The 17111-nt window shown below is 61.7% G+C and carries 15 protein-coding genes, 1 rRNA gene, 1 other RNA gene and 1 pseudogene; all 18 read right to left on the reverse strand.

What is annotated here, in order from left to right; translation table 11 throughout:
• Positions 1-224: ribosomal RNA gene (locus VQ071_RS16255) — 16S ribosomal RNA — on the reverse strand; the annotation flags it as partial.
• A 366-nt stretch (positions 225-590) separates the two neighbouring features.
• Entirely contained in the window at positions 591-857 is a 267-nt protein-coding gene (locus tag VQ071_RS16260) for a pro-sigmaK processing inhibitor BofA family protein (RefSeq protein ID WP_340515155.1), read from the reverse strand.
• Positions 854-1147, reverse strand: coding sequence for a DUF2508 family protein (locus VQ071_RS16265; RefSeq protein WP_340515378.1), 294 nt, complete (start codon positions 1145-1147; stop codon positions 854-856). The genes VQ071_RS16260 and VQ071_RS16265 overlap by 4 nt, the downstream gene beginning before the upstream one ends.
• Before the next feature lie 152 nt (positions 1148-1299).
• Positions 1300-1899, reverse strand: coding sequence for a recombination mediator RecR (gene recR, locus VQ071_RS16270; protein ID WP_340515156.1), 600 nt, complete (start codon positions 1897-1899; stop codon positions 1300-1302).
• Positions 1900-1916: 17 nt separating this feature from the next.
• Complete coding sequence (locus VQ071_RS16275) at positions 1917-2228, reverse strand: YbaB/EbfC family nucleoid-associated protein (protein WP_340515157.1); 312 nt, start codon at positions 2226-2228, stop codon at positions 1917-1919.
• Between the two features lie 15 nt (positions 2229-2243).
• Positions 2244-4055, reverse strand: coding sequence for a DNA polymerase III subunit gamma/tau (dnaX, locus tag VQ071_RS16280; RefSeq protein WP_340515158.1), 1812 nt, complete (start codon positions 4053-4055; stop codon positions 2244-2246).
• 35 nt (positions 4056-4090) lie between these two features.
• Positions 4091-5263 carry an ATP-binding protein gene (locus VQ071_RS16285; protein WP_340515159.1) on the reverse strand — a complete coding sequence of 391 codons (1173 nt, stop codon included), beginning with the start codon at positions 5261-5263 and terminating at the stop codon, positions 4091-4093.
• Between the two features lie 161 nt (positions 5264-5424).
• Positions 5425-5688, reverse strand: an RNA gene (gene ffs, locus VQ071_RS16290) — signal recognition particle sRNA large type.
• Positions 5689-5773: 85 nt separating this feature from the next.
• Positions 5774-6196, reverse strand: a complete 423-nt coding sequence (locus tag VQ071_RS16295; protein WP_340515160.1) for a hypothetical protein — start codon at positions 6194-6196, stop codon at positions 5774-5776.
• A 74-nt stretch (positions 6197-6270) separates the two neighbouring features.
• A complete protein-coding gene (rpmE, locus tag VQ071_RS16300; RefSeq protein WP_090117667.1) occupies positions 6271-6468 on the reverse strand; it encodes a 50S ribosomal protein L31 in 198 nt (65 codons plus the stop codon).
• Between the two features lie 153 nt (positions 6469-6621).
• On the reverse strand, positions 6622-7041 hold the full coding sequence (locus tag VQ071_RS16305) for an ROK family protein (protein ID WP_340515379.1): 420 nt from the start codon (positions 7039-7041) through the stop codon (positions 6622-6624).
• A gap of 75 nt (positions 7042-7116) precedes the next feature.
• Positions 7117-8385: a radical SAM protein gene (locus tag VQ071_RS16310; protein WP_340515161.1), complete on the reverse strand. Its 1269-nt coding sequence runs from the start codon at positions 8383-8385 to the stop codon at positions 7117-7119.
• A gap of 1331 nt (positions 8386-9716) precedes the next feature.
• Positions 9717-11063: pseudogene (rho, locus tag VQ071_RS16315) on the reverse strand (transcription termination factor Rho); the annotation flags it as partial.
• Between the two features lie 70 nt (positions 11064-11133).
• Entirely contained in the window at positions 11134-12384 is a 1251-nt protein-coding gene (locus tag VQ071_RS16320; protein WP_340515162.1) for a UDP-N-acetylglucosamine 1-carboxyvinyltransferase, read from the reverse strand.
• Between the two features lie 192 nt (positions 12385-12576).
• A complete protein-coding gene (gene fba / locus VQ071_RS16325) occupies positions 12577-13431 on the reverse strand; it encodes a class II fructose-1,6-bisphosphate aldolase (protein WP_340515163.1) in 855 nt (284 codons plus the stop codon).
• Between the two features lie 188 nt (positions 13432-13619).
• Positions 13620-14018 (reverse strand): response regulator, encoded by a 399-nt coding sequence (locus VQ071_RS16330; protein ID WP_340515164.1) that lies wholly within the window; start codon positions 14016-14018, stop codon positions 13620-13622.
• A gap of 135 nt (positions 14019-14153) precedes the next feature.
• Positions 14154-15761, reverse strand: coding sequence for a CTP synthase (locus VQ071_RS16335; RefSeq protein WP_340515165.1), 1608 nt, complete (start codon positions 15759-15761; stop codon positions 14154-14156).
• Positions 15762-16095: 334 nt separating this feature from the next.
• On the reverse strand, positions 16096-16683 hold the full coding sequence (rpoE, locus tag VQ071_RS16340; RefSeq protein ID WP_340515166.1) for a DNA-directed RNA polymerase subunit delta: 588 nt from the start codon (positions 16681-16683) through the stop codon (positions 16096-16098).
• Positions 16684-17111 lie beyond the last annotated feature (428 nt).

Here is a 17111-nt window from a genome sequence, read left to right on the forward strand (position 1 = left end):
ATTGCTCCGTGTTTCTCAGCAAGGTCATGCGACCTCGCTGCCTATCCGGTCTTAGCATTCGTTTCCGAATGTTATCCCGGTCTGAAGGGCAGGTTGCCTACGTGTTACTCACCCGTCCGCCGCTAACTCAGTATGTAGCAAGCTACAAACTAAATCCGCTCGACTTGCATGTATTAGGCACGCCGCCAGCGTTCGTCCTGAGCCAGGATCAAACTCTCCATAAAAGTGCTTTTGACGAAAGACGTTTCGTTAGAAACGACGACAATCAAACGCACCAGGGTAGTTCGACTTGCTCATGATAATGCTGGTATAACTTTTGCCTCAGCCTCGAAAGGCTTCAGCGTCCGTTTGTTTTAACGCTCGATGTTCAGTTTTCAAGGAGCAATCTTGTCTTCGCTCTCGGCCTCGTTCTCGGCGGCCTCTCAGCGGCGACTTGAATAATATATCACAACCACCTATTCCGATGCAAGCCATATTTTCTGGAAAGTTATCGGAATTTTCATCCGCAGTTTCTCAACCGCTTCAGGCGCGAAAATTAATTTAACATATCCGCTCATAGCTCGTCAACGTGTATTTGCAAATTAGTTCAACTAAATAATCAGCATATGCTGCAAGCCGAGCACGAGCGCGATGCCCGGAAGGCCGAGCAGCGTCACCGTACCGATCGTGGCAGGGTTCAAAGGCACGTGCCAGCCGGTGATCCACCCTGAGAAATTCAAGGCATAGATTGCGAATGCAGCCAGCGCGAGATGCGTGCCGAATCTCAACAGCCAGCCTCCCGGCGCGCTTCTTCGCAGCAGAAGAAGCAGCAGAGAGGCTGCAGAGGCAACCAGCATGATCATCCATACAGTCTTCATGCGCCCTCGCTCCCGAGCATGGCGGCATCCAGGCGAAGCTCCGGCAGATGCTGCGCAGCCCGCTCATCGTGCCATAACTTGCGCGCATGCCGCAGCGTCATATCCAGCTTTTGCTCGGCGGCTTCCAGCAGGTAGATCGCATAGTCCACCTGATCGACGCCCAGCGCGGCGTCGAACTGCGCGTGCGCGTGCCGCCACTCCGCCTCTGCTACCCGAACTTCGTCGATCAGCCGCTCTCTCTCCGACTTCAGCTGCTTCGCCGCCAGCTTCTCGCTTCTCCCTTTCAACATGCTCACCGCTCCCTCTCCTGAGTGTGATCGAGCGCCCGCAGGACAACCCGATACCATTTATATGTCACAGAAGCGGCATTCAGAATCAGGCAAAAACAGAAAAAAAGCGCACAAGGCGCTTTTCTCGTCGATATGATCATAAAAAAGTACTGTCAAAAAAGCTCGCGCCGCCCTTCGAGCGCCTTGGAGAGGGTGACCTCATCCGCATACTCCAGGTCTCCGCCGACCGGCAGACCGTGGGCGATGCGCGTCACCTTGATGCCGAATGGCTTCACGAGCCTGGATAAATACATCGCGGTAGCTTCTCCCTCGATATTCGCATTGGTCGCCAGGATCAGCTCCTGCACACGCTCGTCGCTAAGTCGCTGGACAAGCTCCTTGATCCGAATATCGTCGGGCCCCACGCCGTCCATCGGCGAGATCGCGCCATGCAGCACATGGTAGTAGCCGCCGAACTCGCGCGTACGCTCCATCGCGACCAGGTCCTTGGGCTCCTGCACGACGCAGATGACGGACGGATCCCGCGTCTTGTCCGAGCATATACGGCAGGGATCGGTGTCGGTAATATTGCAGCAGATCGAACAGTAGGTGAGATTGCGCTTGACGCTGACCAGCGCCTTCGCGAAGTCGATCGTATCCTCTTCCTTCATGCGCAGCACGTGAAAAGCCAGCCGGGCCGCGGTCTTGGGCCCGATGCCCGGCAAGCGGGAAAAGGATTCGATAAGCTTGGCAATCGGTTCAGGGTAAAACAAGAATCAGGCTCCGCCGCTTAGAACAAGCCCGGGATCTTCATGCCGCCGGTGTACTTGCCCATATCTGCGTTCGCCAACTCGTCCGCCTTGGTCAGGGCGTCGTTCACTGCGGTCAATACGAGGTCCTGGAGCATCTCGACGTCCTCGGGATCGACCGCTTCGGGCTTGATCGCCACGTTCATCAGCTTCTTGTGACCGTTCATGGAGACGGTCACGACACCGCCGCCCGCCGTGCCTTCGACCGTCTTGTCGCCGAGTGCCTCTTGGGCCTTCAGCATTTGCTCTTGCATCTTCTTCACTTGCTTCATCATTTGATTCATGTTGTTCATCTCGTTATATCCTCCTCAGTCTTCTCGTATGACAACCAATTCTTCTCCAAATAGACGAAGCGCCTCGTCGATCAGCGGCTCTCCTGGCGAATCTCCGCCGTCTTCCGGCACGAGCTTCAGCTCCTCCGGCGCCTCTGCCCCCGCGCCGCCGGAGGCATCCGAGGCGGCGAGCGCCTCCTGCCATTCCTTCTGCAGCAGCGTGGCCAGTTGGGTCGGACGCCCGAGCAATGCGCTCAGCACGCCCTCGATCACCTGGCGGTTGGCGGGCTTCTCCGTCGTCTCGCGGTGAATCGAGTTGCGGAAGGCGACGAGTATCGTGCCGTCCGCATAGGAGACGGGCTCCCCATCCACCAGCCAGGCGTGGACGGTGACTCGCTCTTCCTTGACGCGCTGCAGCGTCTGCGGCCACTTGGCCAGCGCCTGCAGCGCGTCGGGCGAGCCCTTGGCCGCCAGGAACGGCTCGACCTTGACGCGCGCGCGCAGCGGCGCCTTGGCCGCCCCGCCCGCGACGGCCGAGCCTCCCCCGCCGCGCGCCGCGCCCGCGCCGCTGCGGGCGAATCCGCCGCCGGTCGGCCCGCCGGCATCCGCCGCGACGCCGCCCGCGCCGGCGGCAGGGCCAGCGCGCGCCAGCTCCGCGAGCTTGCGCTCAAGGCCCGCGACCTGCTGCTGCAGACGCTGCAGGTCGGCCCCTGCGGCGGCTGCGGGAGCCGCCGCCCCGGCCTGTCCGACCGCGGCCGCCGCGCCGCCGTCGGAGCAGAGCTTGAGCAGCGCGATCTCGAACATCGTCTGCGGATGCGCTGCGTACTTCATCTCCGTCTGGTAGCGGTTCAGATGGTCGATGACCGCGAACAGCCGCTCCCGGCTGAATCCGCCGGCAGCCCGGGAGAGCGCCTCCGGATCGCTGACGCGGCCGGCGGCACTCTCGGTATCCGGTGCGAGCTGAGCCAGCAGCAGATCGCGGAAGTAGTGCATCAGCTGCTCCAGGCACTTGTCCGCGCTCTTGCCGGCCTGCATCATCTCGTCGATCTCGCGCAGCGCGGCGGCCGCGTCCTGATCGCGAATGGCGGCCGCCATCCGCACGAACTGATCGGCAGGCAGGCCGCCCGTCGCATCGACCGCGCCTTGAAGCGTGACCTGGCCGCCCGTGAAGGAAGCGATCTGGTCGAGCAGGCTGACCGCGTCGCGCATTCCTCCGTCGGACAGCCTGGCGATATAGCCGAGCGCATCGGGCTCGGCCGCGATCCCCTCTTCGCCGCAGATCTCCCGCAGCCGCTCGATCTGCTCGGAGAGCGGCACCCGGCGGAACTCGAAGCGCTGGCAGCGCGATATGATCGTCGCCGGCAGCCGGTGCGACTCCGTCGTCGCCAATATGAACATCACGTGCGCAGGCGGCTCCTCTAGCGTCTTGAGCAGTGCGTTGAACGCTTCCGTCGTCAGCATGTGCACTTCATCGATAATATACACTTTGCGCCGGACCTCGGTCGGCGCGTATTTGACCTTGTCGCGAATATCGCGGATCTCCTCGACACCCCGGTTGGAGGCCGCATCGATCTCGACGACGTCCATCACGGCGCCGGACGTAATCCTCCGGCAAGCGTCGCATTCGTTGCAGGGCTCCGGTGACGGGCCTCGCTCGCAGTTGACGGCCTTGGCCAGAACCTTCGCCGCCGTCGTCTTGCCCGTGCCCCTGGGACCGCTGAATAGATAAGCATGAGACAGCCGGTCTTCCCGGATGGCGTTCTGCAGCGTCTGAACGATATGTTGCTGCCCGACCATGTCCTGGAACGTCTGTGGACGCCAGGCACGGTACAAAGCCATATGGGCCATTCCATGTCGCTCCTGCCTATGGTGTATTGCATTTATTATACATCATCGTACGGTATCGCTCCACAGCCGGATGCCAGTCGGCCGTCGAGTGCGGCGACCGAGGGGAGCGAGACGCTGAAGACGGTGCCGGCAGCCGTCGAGACGACGCCGATATCCCCGCCCAGATCGTGCACGATCCGCTGGCAGATGGACAGGCCGAGGCCCGTCCCTTGTTCCTTGGTCGTATAAAAAGGATCGAATATGCGCGTCAACGTGTGCGGCGGAATGCCCGGGCCGGTATCGCAGACGTCGATCGAGACGAAGCCCGGCCGCGCCGGATCGGCGCGCCGTTCCCGGATCAGCAGCTGTCCGCCCTTGCCCATCGCTTCGATCGCGTTCTTGCCGAGATTTAAAATGATCTGCTTGAGCATCTCCTTGTCGGCGATCACCGGCGGCAGCTCCGGACTCGGCTCGTAGCTGAGCATGATATCGTGCAGGGTGGCCTCGTTGCGCAGCATGGGCAGCATCTCCTGCATCACGGCGCCGATGCGCAGCGACTCGAGCTTCGTCTCCCTGGACTTGCTGAGCAGCAGAAACTCGCCCACGAGCGCCTGTACGCGATCCAGCTCGGACAGCACGATTTTCGAATAATTCAGCTCCTTGTCCATGCTCCGCTCGTCGAACGACTTCTGCATCAGCTGGACGAAGCCCTTGATTGCCGTCAGCGGATTGCGGATCTCATGCGCAGTCCCTGCCGCAACCTGGCCGATCATCTTCAACCGGTCCGCGCGCCTGACCTGCTCTTCGAGCATCATCCACTGCGTCACGTCGCGAATAAGCAGATAAGCCCCGACCGTCTCGCCCGAAGATACCAGCACATCCCCGTCAACAGCGACCTCGCGCGGCATATCGTCTCTCGTCCACGTCAGCTTGCGGTTGCGGAAGGACTCCCCTTCGAGCAGGGACCGTTCAAAAGGAAGCTGCAGATTCATGCGTTCCGCCCATACGTCCACGGGCTGACCGATCCAATCCGCGCGGTTGCCTCCGAAGATTCCTTCGGCCATCGGATTCGCCTCTACGATGCGAAAATCGGCATCTACGAGCAATACGCCGGTCCACTCGTCGGCCAGCATGCGCTCCGCGAACAACCGGATGAAATGCTCCCTCCGCACACGCGTATCGCCCCTCCACTGCACGACCGTACCGGCCGCTCTTTGCTGACGCCACATATTCATTTTCCCCCTCCGCTCTGGCAGCTCGCTTGTTCGACACGCTCGACCTCTGTCCGCGCATGTTGGGGTATGCGCTTACGCAAAACGGAAAAAAACACACCTCGACGCAGTCTGTCTGCGCTGAGGTGTATTGATATAAGTAATTATTGGATTAAGAACCGTGCACCTGCCCTCGATCAATGCCATCCAGACGTACTTCGTACGTACGCTCCCGAAGGGCTACCCTCCAGCACAAGAACGTGACCACTTACGGCTGCTTCCTTCCGGACCTGACCGGGTTCATGGGCGTCCCTCGCGGAGGACCATTCGATCAACGCGCCGTGGCGAAGCCGGAACTGCGTGACATGACCTCAAACAGGAATTCGATCTCGCTATAGCGGATTGCGAGTGACAGGGCACCGCTACCTCCCCATCTAGCACGGCATGACTTAGTATAACGAATAACGACTGTCCGTGCAACTAAATCGGGGATATGCAGCTTCGGTAATCGTTCCCTGGTTCCCGGAATCAGCGATTGCCGTCCACCGTGCTGACGTGAATGTTGTATCTCGGAAAGTTAAAACGAAGCACGCTGGCCGCCTGGCTCTCCACCGTCTGCCGCTGCTGGGCGTCAAGTCCGGGCTTCAGCTTGACCGTGACATAGGCGTCCGCACCGTTGAAGGTCACGTTCGATCCGGCTACGCCGTTGAGATTTTTGATCGTCGTCGACATCATCTTGAAGTCATTGTCATAATTCAGCGCCATATGGCGTCCGGGTATGCGCGGATAGCTGCTCGTGCGTCCGAGCAGGCCGTCGTCCGCGTAGCTCTGCTGCTTGATGGAGCTCGCGTTCGAGCCGCCCGAGGCGCCGCATCCGGCGATCGGCAGCGCTGCGGCGATCAACGCCGCCGCGACCAGCATTTTGAAGCGGATTGCATTTGGACTGAGCATGAAAAAAAACCTCCCTTCGTATCCGTTAGGATGCGGAGGGAGGCTGCGCTCTATTCGTGGTTATACGGCTTCGATTAGATGCCGTACTTCTTCTTGAACTTGTCGATCCGGCCGCCGGCGTCCAGGAACTTCTGCTTGCCGGTGAAGAACGGATGGCAAGCGGAGCAGATCTCGACCTTGATGTTCGGGCGAACCGAGCCGGTCTCGAACGTGTTGCCGCAAGCGCATGTAGCCGTCGTGACGGAATACTTCGGGTGGATGGCTTCTTTCATCTTAGAATTCACCTCTTCTGCCCTGGAACGCATGCGGCTCCAGAGTTAATGACATACCTGATTAGTATATCACGAAGGGCAAGCGACCGCAATGCCTGTCCCTGAGGTCAGCGCCCTGCCGTCCTGCATACGGCTCCCCGGCGTATGCATGTCTCAGCAGCGGAGCAGCACGCTCCGCGCGGCGCCGATGAAGCCCGCCCGGTCGCCGAGTCCCGCGGCGCCGATCTCTACGTCGACCGGCTCGCGGAACACGGGCATGACCTTGGCCGATGTGCTCGCGCGAATCCGCGCGAGCAGCGCTTCGCCCTGCGCCGAGACGGCGCCGCCGACGACGATGGCCGGCGGGTTAAAAATATGAATCCGGTCCGCCAGTCCGACGGATATCTGCCCCGCATAGACATCGAGGACGCTTGCTGCGGCGGCGTCACCCTGCCCGGCGGCTTCGAACAGCGCGATCGGCGACGTCAAATCGGCGGGCAGCCCCCGCTCGCGCGCAAGCCGAATCAGCGCGGGCACCGAGGCGTACTGCTCCCAGCAGCCGCGCCCACCGCAGGTGCAGGGGAGCCCGTCCATCTGCACGATCAGTAGCCGAGCAAAAAAGCAGGAAACGAATGTCGAGGCATCCGATTCCTGCTCTTGGGCATTGCATCATACCCGGGCGACCGCCCGATTTTTCCGCGATGGCGGAAGGTGTGTATACGATCCGATGACGACGTCCGGCAGCTCCTCGCGGAAGATCTCCAACAGCGTCTTCATCCCGTAGATCTCGCCCTTGGCCTTGGGGATCAGGTTCAGATAGGCGTCAGGGTCGATGTTCAGGTTGCGCATCTGGATGAGCTTGAGCTTGGTGCGGCGGGCGAACTCGATCATCGCTTCGATCTCTTCCTCCCGGTCCGTGACGCCCGGGAACACCAGATAGTTGATCGAGGTGTACACACCCTGGCTCTCCGCGTACTTCATCGTCTTCTCGACGTTCGCGAGCGTGTAGCCTCGCGGCTTGTAGTAGGCATTGTAGTGCTCGTCGATGGCGCTGATCGTACTGACGCGCATCAGGTCAAGCCCCGCGTCCGTGATGGCGCGCAGATGATCGCTGAGGCCGGCGTTGGTATTAATGTTGATATAGCCGTTCGACGTATGCTCGCGTACCCGCTTGATCGCCTCGATGATCGTCTTGGCCTGCGTCGAAGGCTCGCCCTCGCAGCCTTGACCGAAGCTGATGATCGTCTCCGGTTCCTTGAGATGCTCGAGCATGATGTCGACGACCTCGTCGGCCGTCGGCTTGAACTTGAGCCGCGTCTGCGGAGAGACGAAGCCGCTGTCGTCGGGCTGCTCGGAGATGCAGCCGAAGCAGCCGGCGTTGCAGGCGAACGATACGGGCACGGCGCCTTCAAGACGCTGGAGGAACGTATTGGATGCCGTCAGGCATTCGTAGCCGAGCGCGCAATGGGACAGATGCTGGTACAGCCGATTGTCCGGATAGGCGGTCAGCAGTCTGTTCACTTCGACCTCCAGCTCCCGGCGGTCGCAATTGTCCGGATTCCAGGGCTCGGGATCGTCAGTGGCGGATGCGGCGACGTAGAAGCCTCCGTCCTTCCAGACGACGGCCGTGTAGCCGAACAGGGGGAACATCTGGGTCTTGTCGGTCTTGGTATAGCCCGGCACGTAGAAACGCGTGAAGCCCTGCGGCAGCAGCGCGCCCACCGCCTGGCTGCCCGCAGGCAACGCCTTCATCTCGCCCGTGACGGGATTCATCCCGATCGCACGAGTATGCGGCAGTCCGACCAGTGTGGCGCCCGCGGGCAGCGGGATCAGCTCGTCTTCAAGCAGCTCGACCAGCCTGTCGCCGCTCCGCGCAACGGCGTGAAGTTTGTCGTGATCGTATACATTGCCGTGCTCGTCGGCGTAAACCAGGTACATGGCGTGTAGCTCCTTTCGTGACTCGGACGCGCCCGAATTGTGATCGGGCGCGTCCTGAGCGGGACTTATTCGCTAGCGGGGCTGTTCTTGGTCTGGCGGCGTTGGCGCGGCGCCTTCGCAGGCGGCGCCTCGGCTTCAGCCGGTGCGGCTGGCGCCGGCGAAGCGGACGGTGCTGGCGTATCGCCTGCGGCGGCATCCGCTGCCGCGGACTTGGCGGCGCGGGAGCCGGTCTTGGCGCCGGCGGCTGCGCGGGTGCGCTTGGCCGCGGGCTGCGGCGCATCCGCAGCCGATGGCGCGTCCGCGGTCGCCGGTGCGGCCGCGGACGGCTCGCCGGCGCTCGCGGCAGACGCGCTGCGGCTGCCGCGAGCCGTGCCGGCCGTGCTGCGCGGCGAAGCTGCGCGCGTCTGGGTGCGCTTCGCCGGCGTCGCGGCGGCGGCATCGGCGCCGGTGGCCGGCGGCTCGGCCGCGGACGGCGCGGCCGATGCTGGCGCGGGCTTCGCGGCAGACGCCGCGGATGCAGGCGCCGACGCGGTCGACGCAGCGGCGGACGGCACGGTCGGCTGCGCGGTTTGCGGCGCGGCCGAAGATGGCGCGCCTGCTGCCGGCGTAGTCGGCTGCGCTGCCGTGGATGACGCCGATGAAGGCGCCCCCGCCGCAGCAGCGGACGGCGCGGGGGAACTCGCCCGGCCAGGCGCTGCCGACGAAGCCGGAGCCGACGGACGCGGCGAACGCGCGGTCGGCGACTGTGCGGCGCCGGATGTCCGTGTGGACGGACGCGGCGCGGGCGAAGCGGCAGAGCCGCCCGTCCGGGACACGGACGCCCCGGCACTCGATGCGGATGCGCCCGTGTTCGGCGTGTTCGGCGCGGACGCCCCGACGCTCGGCGTGGACGCACTCGCGCTCGACGTCGAAGCGCCCGTGTTCGGTGCGGATGCGCCCGCGTTAGACACGGACGAGCCTGCGCTCGGCGCCGAAGGCGTCACGGACGGCGTTCCCGCGGCCCCAGCCGCAGGAGACGACGGGGACTGGCTGCCGTTCGGCGAATTCGCATACGTGCCGGCGGACGACGGCGTCTGGCCGGCGGCGGAGCTGCCGCCTGCGGGCCGCGCGGTCGAGCCTTGCCTGCTGCCGTACGCCGAATAGGAGCTCGGATAGCCGGGGCGGCTGCTCGAATAGCTGCCGCCGCGCGGTCCGGCATTGTAGCTGCCCGGACGCGACTGGGACAGCGGCCTGCTGCCCGAGGTGCCGGAATAGCGAGCTCCGCCGGAGGCGGTGCCCGCAGATGCCGAGCCGTTGCCCGTGCCCGAACCGGACACGCCGGCAGCGCCGCCTGCCGGAGCAGATACGCCTCCGGCCTGCGAGCCGTCCGCTCCCTGACCGCCCGCAGCGCCAGCTGCCGAGCCGCCGCTCTGCCCCGGGCGCAAAGGACCGCGGCCCGGCGCATTCGCGGCGTTGTCCAGCACGGCCAGAAACTCCACGTTGGTCTTCGTGCCGCCCAGCTTGCGCAGGAACTGATCCACGAACTCGATCGAATCGTTCATGCTCTTGCGCAGCGTCCATACCTTGTCGAGCTCCTCCTTGGAGAGAAGCATCTCCTCGCGGCGGGTGCCGGAGCGCCGGATATCGAGCGCGGGGAAGATACGGCGCTCGGCGAGCTTGCGGTCGAGGTGGAGCTCCATATTGCCCGTACCCTTGAATTCCTCGTAGATGACGTCGTCCATACGGGAGCCCGTCTCGACGAGCGCGGTCGCGAGGATCGTCAGGCTGCCGCCTTCCTCCACGTTGCGCGCCGCGCCGAAAAAGCGCTTGGGCCGGTGGAATGCCGCCGGATCGACGCCGCCGGACAAAGTACGGCCGGACGGCGGCACGACGAGGTTGTAGGCGCGCGCGAGGCGCGTGATGCTGTCGAGCAGGATGACGACGTCGCGCTTGTGCTCGACGAGACGGCGCGCGCGCTCGAGGACGAGCTCCGCCACCTTGATATGGTGATCCGGCACCTCATCGAACGTCGAAGCGACGACCTCTCCCTTGACCGAACGCTGCATGTCCGTCACTTCCTCAGGGCGCTCGTCGATCAGCAGCACGAACAGATCGATATCCGGGCGATTAATCGAGATGCTGTTGGCGATCTCTTTGAGGAGGAGCGTCTTGCCTGCTTTGGGAGGAGCGACGATGAGGCCGCGTTGGCCGAGACCGACGGGAGCCAGGAGATCCATGATGCGGGTGGACAAGCGATGGGGCGACGATTCGAGTACGAGCTTCCGGTCCGGGAAAAGCGGCGTCAGCGCCGGGAAATGCAGTCTTTCTTGGGCCACCTCGGGCGTCTCGCCGTTGACGAGATTCACCTGCAGCAGGCCGAAGTAGCGTTCATTCTCCTTGGGCGTCCGGCACTTGCCGGAGACGAGATCGCCGGTTCTCAGATCGAACTTGCGAATCTGGGAGGCGGAGATATAAATATCCTCCGCGCTTGGCAGGTAATTGATCGGGCGCAGGAAGCCGTAGCCTTCGGGCAGTACCTCCAGCACGCCTTCGAGGAACATATGACCGCCGCGTTCGGCCTGCGCGCGCAGGATGGCGATCATCAGCTCTTTTTTGATCATCTGACTGTAGCCTGCGATCTGCAGGTCCTTCGCCAGCTTGTAGAGCTGGGTCAGGCTGAGCCCTTCCAAATCGGACATCTTAAAATCCGTCAATACAATCCCCACTTCATATTAGGATATGCGCACTCGCCCGAACGGCAGCCGCCGTTCAAGCTTCGCGCCATACGTCCGCGCCGAGTCCCCGCAGATGCTCGTCGAGCCTCTCATAGCCGCGGTCGATGTATTCAAGCCCGGTGATCTCCGTCACTCCTTCTTCGACGGTGAGCGCCGCCACGACAAGCGCCGCTCCCGCACGCAGATCCGAAGCTCTCACCTTGGCTGCGTTGAGCCTGCCGCCTTCGACGATCGCGGAGCGCCCTTCGACGCGAATCTGCGCGCCCATGCGCGCAAGCTCCGGCACGTGCTTGAACCGGTTGCTGTACACGTAGTCGGACAGGATGCTCACACCGGTCGCCTGCGTGAGCAGACTGGTCATCGGCGACTGGAGATCGGTCGCAAATCCGGGATAAACAAGCGCCTTGACGTCGACAGCCTCATAGTCCTGCTGGCCGACGACGCGGATCGATTCGTCCATCTCGTAGACGTGCACGCCCATCTCCTGCAGCTTGGCGGTGAGGGCCTCCATATGCTTGGGAATGATGTTGTCGATGAGGACGTCGCCGCGCGTAGCGGCGGCCATAATCATATACGTGCCTGCCTGTATGCGGTCCGGAATGATGGAGTGCCTGCACCCGTGCATGCGGTCTACGCCTTCGATGCGGATCGTCTCGGTGCCTGCGCCCTTGATCTTGGCGCCCATCGCGTTCAGCAGCGTCGCCACGTCGATGATCTCGGGCTCCTTGGCGGCGTTCTCGATGACGGTAGATCCCTTCGCCCTGGCGGCGGCCAGCATGATGTTGATCGTGGCGCCTACGCTGACGACGTCCATATATATTCTAGCTCCGCGTAATTCGTTAGCCTTGATGCGGATAGCTCCATGTTCATTGGTTACGATTGCGCCGAGGGCCTCGAAGCCCTTGATGTGCTGGTCGATCGGTCTCGGCTCGAAGTTGCAGCCGCCCGGCAATCCGATGGTGGCTTCGCCGAAGCGTCCGAGCAAGGCGCCCATCAAATAATAGGAGGCCCGCAGCAGCTTGACCCGGCCGTTGGGCATCGGAATCGATTGAATACGGGTAGGATCGATAGATAACGTCTCTTCTTGCCAGGCAACCCTGCAGCCCAGTTCTTCTAGCAGCTCGGTATAAATCTCGACGTCGCTAATATGCGGCAGATTATCGAGTCTGACTTCGGACTCGGCGAGAATGGCAGCGGGCAACAGTGCGATCGCGCTGTTTTTGGCGCCGCTGATGGAGACCGTTCCGCGCAGCGGACGTCCTCCGCGTATCATCAGTTTTTCCATGAATGCATGGTCCTCCTAGTAGATGCTTCATCTACTCCGGGGGCGCTGTGCGACACCGTTCGATGAAGGGCAGGGAAGACACCCTTCAAGGGCGTCTTCCCCGTACGTAAGACAGACGCCGTCCATCCGTACGCATGACCGGCTGCGGACAAGCCGCAGCGCGACGGAACGGATGGAGGCGGCGATGTTCAATTAAGCTTGGTTGCTGCTGCCGAAGAGGCGGATCTTTTCTTGAACGACGGCCTTCATCGCGTTGCGGGCAGGCGTCAGGTATTTGCGGGGATCGATGACGTTCGCGTCCTTGCCGAGCACTTCGCGGATCGCCGCCGTGCAAGCGACTTGGTTCTCGGTGTTGACGTTGATCTTGCCGGCGCCCGCTTGGATCGCCTTGCGGATCATGTCGTCCGGAACGCCGGAGCCGCCGTGCAGTACGATCGGCACAGGGATCTTGGAGACGACAGCTTCGATGATATCATAGTGAATCTTGACTTCGCCCTTGTACATGCCGTGAGCGGTACCTACGGCGATCGCCAGTGCGTCGACGCCGGTCTCCTCGTAGAAGCGGATTGCTTCTTCGGGCTTGGCCAGCGAAGCGTCTGCCTCGTCTACGCTCAGGTCGTCCTCGACGCCGCCGATCGTGCCGAGCTCGCCTTCGACGGATACGCCCATCGCGTGCGCAGCCTTGACGATTTCCTTCGTCAGCTTGATGTTCTCTTCATACGGATGATGAGAGCCGTCGAACATGACGGAAGAGAAGCCAGCGCGGATACACTTCATCGCGATATCGAACGTGCTGCCATGGTCGAGATGCAAGGCGATCGGAAGGCCGGATTTCTTCGCTGCCGCCTCCGCGATGGCTACCGTGTACTCGATGCCCATATACTTCAGCGCGCCTTCGCTGACGCCGAAGATGAAGGGGGATTTTTCTTCCATGGCGGCTTCGGTGATCGCTTGGGCGAATTCAAGGTTGTTCATGTTGAATTGGCCCACCGCGAACTTGTTCGCCTTCGCCTTGGGAAGGAATTCGTTCATTGATACGAGTGGCATATTGACTCCTCCTGCGATCTGAATAAGTCGTGTGCTGTCTTACGCCCGACTTGCATGCGACGTTATTATATCACAAATGAAAGAAGGATTGTAAAATGCCTGTCCCGTCACAAACCTGCCCAAAATCCGGGAAAATAAAAAACCGACGGGCGCCCCCGACGGTTCCACGCGATGCCTGCCTTCGCCTCTCAAGTACCTGCCGCATACCTCGGAGACGGCCCGCCGTCCGTCAGCTGCATGTTGACGGCGACTCTCAGCTCGTCGATGTCGAACGGCTTCGTGAAGTGCATGAGCGCGCCCAGATCGGTCGCCTCCTTGATCATGTCCAGCTCGCCGTACGCCGTCATCATGATCACCTTGACGTCCCGGTTCATCTCTTTGATTTTCTTCAAAATCTCGAGTCCGTCCATGCCCGGAATCTTCATGTCCAGCAGAACAAGATCCGGCGTGTGCATGCGTACGATCTCCAGCGCGGCACGCCCGTTCGCCGCCTGAAAGGTCTCGTATCCCTCCACGCTGAACACCTCGAGCAGCAAGATCCGAATGCCGATCTGATCGTCCACAATAAGCAATCTCTTCTTGGCCACTTCCTGATCCTCCTCTTCCTGTCATCTCCTATGTACCCGTATTCGCGCCTAGGCGATGAAATCCTTCCTCACATCTTACAAAACCGAAAAAAAGCCCCGGCATTTGCCGGAGCTGGAATAAAAATGTTGAACTTCTCAAGCTTCGGCGCGCTGCAGCGAAGCCTTGACGAATTCGCGGAACAGCGGCTGCGGCCGATTCGGACGCGAGATGAACTCGGGATGGAACTGCACGGCAAGGAACCAGGGGTGCCCGGGCAGCTCCACCATCTCCACGAGCCTGCCGTCCGGGGAGGAGCCGCTGATCTTGAGCCCCGTCGACTCGATCAGGTCGCGATACTCGTTGTTGAACTCGTAGCGGTGGCGATGGCGCTCGTAGATGAGCTCTTCGCCGTAGCACTCGGCGGCAAGCGTGCCCGGCACGATCTTGCACGGATAGAGGCCCAGACGCAGCGTGCCGCCCATGTCCTCGATATCCTTCTGGTCGGGCAGCAGATCGATGACCGGGTACGGCGTGGCCGCGTGGAACTCCGAGCTGTGCGCGCCGTCGAGCCCGGCCATGCTGCGCGCGAACTCGATGACAGCCACTTGCATACCGAGGCAGATGCCGAAGAAAGGAATATTGTTCTCGCGCGCATAGCGGATGGCCGAGATCTTGCCTTCGATGCCCCGGTCGCCGAAGCCGCCCGGAACGAGAATGCCGCCCACGCCGCCCAGCAGCTCCTGCACGTTGGCAGGCGTGACCTCCTCGGCGTTCACCCAGCGGATGTTCACTTCGGCGTCGGCGTCGATGCCGGCGTGCGCCAGCGATTCGACGATGCTGAGATATGCGTCGTGCAGCGCGACGTACTTGCCGACGATGGCGACCTCGGTCGTACGCTTGAGCGACTTGACGCGGTTCACGAGCTCGATCCATTGCTCCATGTCGGGCTTGTCCGCACCGCCGAGCTTCAGGTGGCTCACGACGTAGTCGTCGAGTCCCTGCTCGCGCAGCATCAGCGGCACCTCGTAGAGCGTCGAGGCGTCGCGGCATTCGATCACGGCATTCGCGTCGATGTCGCAGAAGAGCGCGATCTTGCGCTTGAGGTCTTCGGCCAGCGGATGCTCCGTACGGCAGACGATGACGTTCGGCTGGATGCCGATGCTCCGCAGTTCCTTGACGCTGTGCTGAGTCGGCTTGGTCTTCACTTCGCCGGCCGCCTTGATATAAGGGATAAGCGTCACATGAATATACATGACATTGTCCCGGCCGATATCGCTCTTGATCTGACGGATCGCTTCGAGGAACGGCAGGCTCTCGATATCGCCGACCGTGCCGCCGATCTCGGTGATGACGACGTCAGAGCCGGTCTCGCGTCCTGCGCGGAACACGCGGTCTTTGATCTCGTTCGTAATATGGGGGATGACCTGCACCGTGCCGCCCAGATACTCGCCGCGGCGCTCTTTGCTGATGACGGTGGAATAGATCTTGCCTGTGGTGACATTGCTGTTCTTGGAAAGGTTGATATCGATGAAGCGCTCGTAGTGGCCGAGATCGAGGTCCGTCTCCGCGCCGTCGTCCGTGACGAACACCTCGCCATGCTGGTAGGGGCTCATCGTTCCCGGGTCCACATTGATGTACGGATCGAACTTTTGAATCGTCACCTTGAGCCCGCGATTCTTGAGCAACCGCCCGAGCGATGCCGCCGTGATTCCCTTGCCGAGCGAGGACACGACGCCGCCTGTCACGAATATATATTTGGTCACCCTCTGTCATACCTCCCGCATGTGCCGCCTGGCATCATGTTAATCATCTCCAAAAAAACAAAAAAAGCGACACCCATTTAAATGGGGGCACTTTTTAAAAATAACGCTATTGAAATGCCTGCTTGAAAAGCCCAAGCATAAGTTTACCCGCTGGCCTCAGTGGTGTCAAGCCTCTGAAATCGGCCGGAACCGATCCCGAACTCGCCCTCCGCCGAACGCCGCAGCCCTTCTCCAACGCCGGAGCTTTAGCGCCGCACTTGTTCAAGCCGCAGCCTCCCGAGTCCCGGCCGGACTAATGAAAAGAGACGCCTTGGCGGCGTCTCCCTGGGCGCGATTAGCGTTCTTCTTCCTCGTCTTCTTCGTCCGCGTCTTCTTCCTCGTCGTCGTCGAAGCCGTCTTCGTCTTCCTCGACTTCGCCTTCGATGCCTTCTTCGTCCTCGGTCTCTTCGTCGATCGCGACCTCGTCATCGGTCTCGCTCGCCTCTTCGCCTTCGTCGAAGATCTCTTCGCGATCCTCGTCGAACAGGTCGAAGCCTTCCTCGGCCTCCGTGAAGGTCTCTTCTTCGTCCTCGCCGTACAGATCCTCGTCGTCCAGATCGTCGTCGTCGTTGATGATGCGAGGGCGCTTCGCCCCTCCCGTCACCGGATCGTCCGAACGGTCGACCGGATACCAGCGCTTCAGGCCCCAGACATTGCTGCCGACGCACGCGAAGCGGCCGTCGATATTAATCTCCGTATAGACCTGGGCGATAAATTCATTGATCTGCTCGGGCGAGAAGCCCCGCAGCTTGGCGATCTCCATCATGAGATCGCGGTAATAGAACGGCGTATTGGCAGCCTTAAGCACCTCGAAGGCCAGGTCAACCATCGGCATCTCCCGGATCTTCTCGGCGTCGAACTTCAGGACGTATTCCGCGCTCACGCTCTAAGTCCCCATCCTCTCTGTATGTTAAACGTTACCTTTACCCGTAGGTGTCAACCTTTAGTTAAACGCATTTGCGTTGAAAATGCAAGTATTCGCGCCAGCCGTCCGACGCGCCGCCGCGAGGCTCGGACCATGCCGGAATCCGCGGCGGGAACCGCGTCGATTGCCGTACTTGTATGGAGAATAGCGGCGCATGTCTCGCGGAAACGCCATTAAGCGAAGACGCAACTGCTGGCGCCTTCGCTTAATCGACTGTACCCTTCCGTGCTCCTCGGGAGGAGGAACCTATACGGGCGCGAGAGTCTCTCCGGCAAACTCTCCCTTCATACTATGTGCCGGGTCAGCAAATGACACCGCCTCACGCCCATTTTGCGAGGGCCCGGGTCATACTCCCAAGCCTCGCTCCGCTGGCGCACATAGTATGG

The organism is Cohnella sp. 56 (genome assembly GCF_037963805.1).
Lineage (GTDB): Bacteria > Bacillota > Bacilli > Paenibacillales > Paenibacillaceae > Cohnella.

Excerpts from the sequence above, each read along its gene's own strand:
- VQ071_RS16260 (WP_340515155.1), bottom strand. The coding sequence starts at position 857 with ATGAAGACTGTATGGATGATCATGCTGGTTGCCTCTGCAGCCTCTCTG.
- VQ071_RS16265 (WP_340515378.1), bottom strand. The coding sequence starts at position 1,147 with ATGTTGAAAGGGAGAAGCGAGAAGCTGGCGGCGAAGCAGCTGAAGTCG.
- VQ071_RS16275 (WP_340515157.1), bottom strand. The coding sequence starts at position 2,228 with ATGAACAACATGAATCAAATGATGAAGCAAGTGAAGAAGATGCAAGAG.
- dnaX (WP_340515158.1), bottom strand. The coding sequence starts at position 4,055 with ATGGCCCATATGGCTTTGTACCGTGCCTGGCGTCCACAGACGTTCCAG.
- VQ071_RS16285 (WP_340515159.1), bottom strand. The coding sequence starts at position 5,263 with ATGTGGCGTCAGCAAAGAGCGGCCGGTACGGTCGTGCAGTGGAGGGGC.
- VQ071_RS16295 (WP_340515160.1), bottom strand. The coding sequence starts at position 6,196 with ATGCTCAGTCCAAATGCAATCCGCTTCAAAATGCTGGTCGCGGCGGCG.
- rpmE (WP_090117667.1), bottom strand. The coding sequence starts at position 6,468 with ATGAAAGAAGCCATCCACCCGAAGTATTCCGTCACGACGGCTACATGC.
- VQ071_RS16305 (WP_340515379.1), bottom strand. The coding sequence starts at position 7,041 with ATGGACGGGCTCCCCTGCACCTGCGGTGGGCGCGGCTGCTGGGAGCAG.
- VQ071_RS16310 (WP_340515161.1), bottom strand. The coding sequence starts at position 8,385 with ATGTACCTGGTTTACGCCGACGAGCACGGCAATGTATACGATCACGAC.
- VQ071_RS16320 (WP_340515162.1), bottom strand. The coding sequence starts at position 12,384 with ATGGAAAAACTGATGATACGCGGAGGACGTCCGCTGCGCGGAACGGTC.
- fba (WP_340515163.1), bottom strand. The coding sequence starts at position 13,431 with ATGCCACTCGTATCAATGAACGAATTCCTTCCCAAGGCGAAGGCGAAC.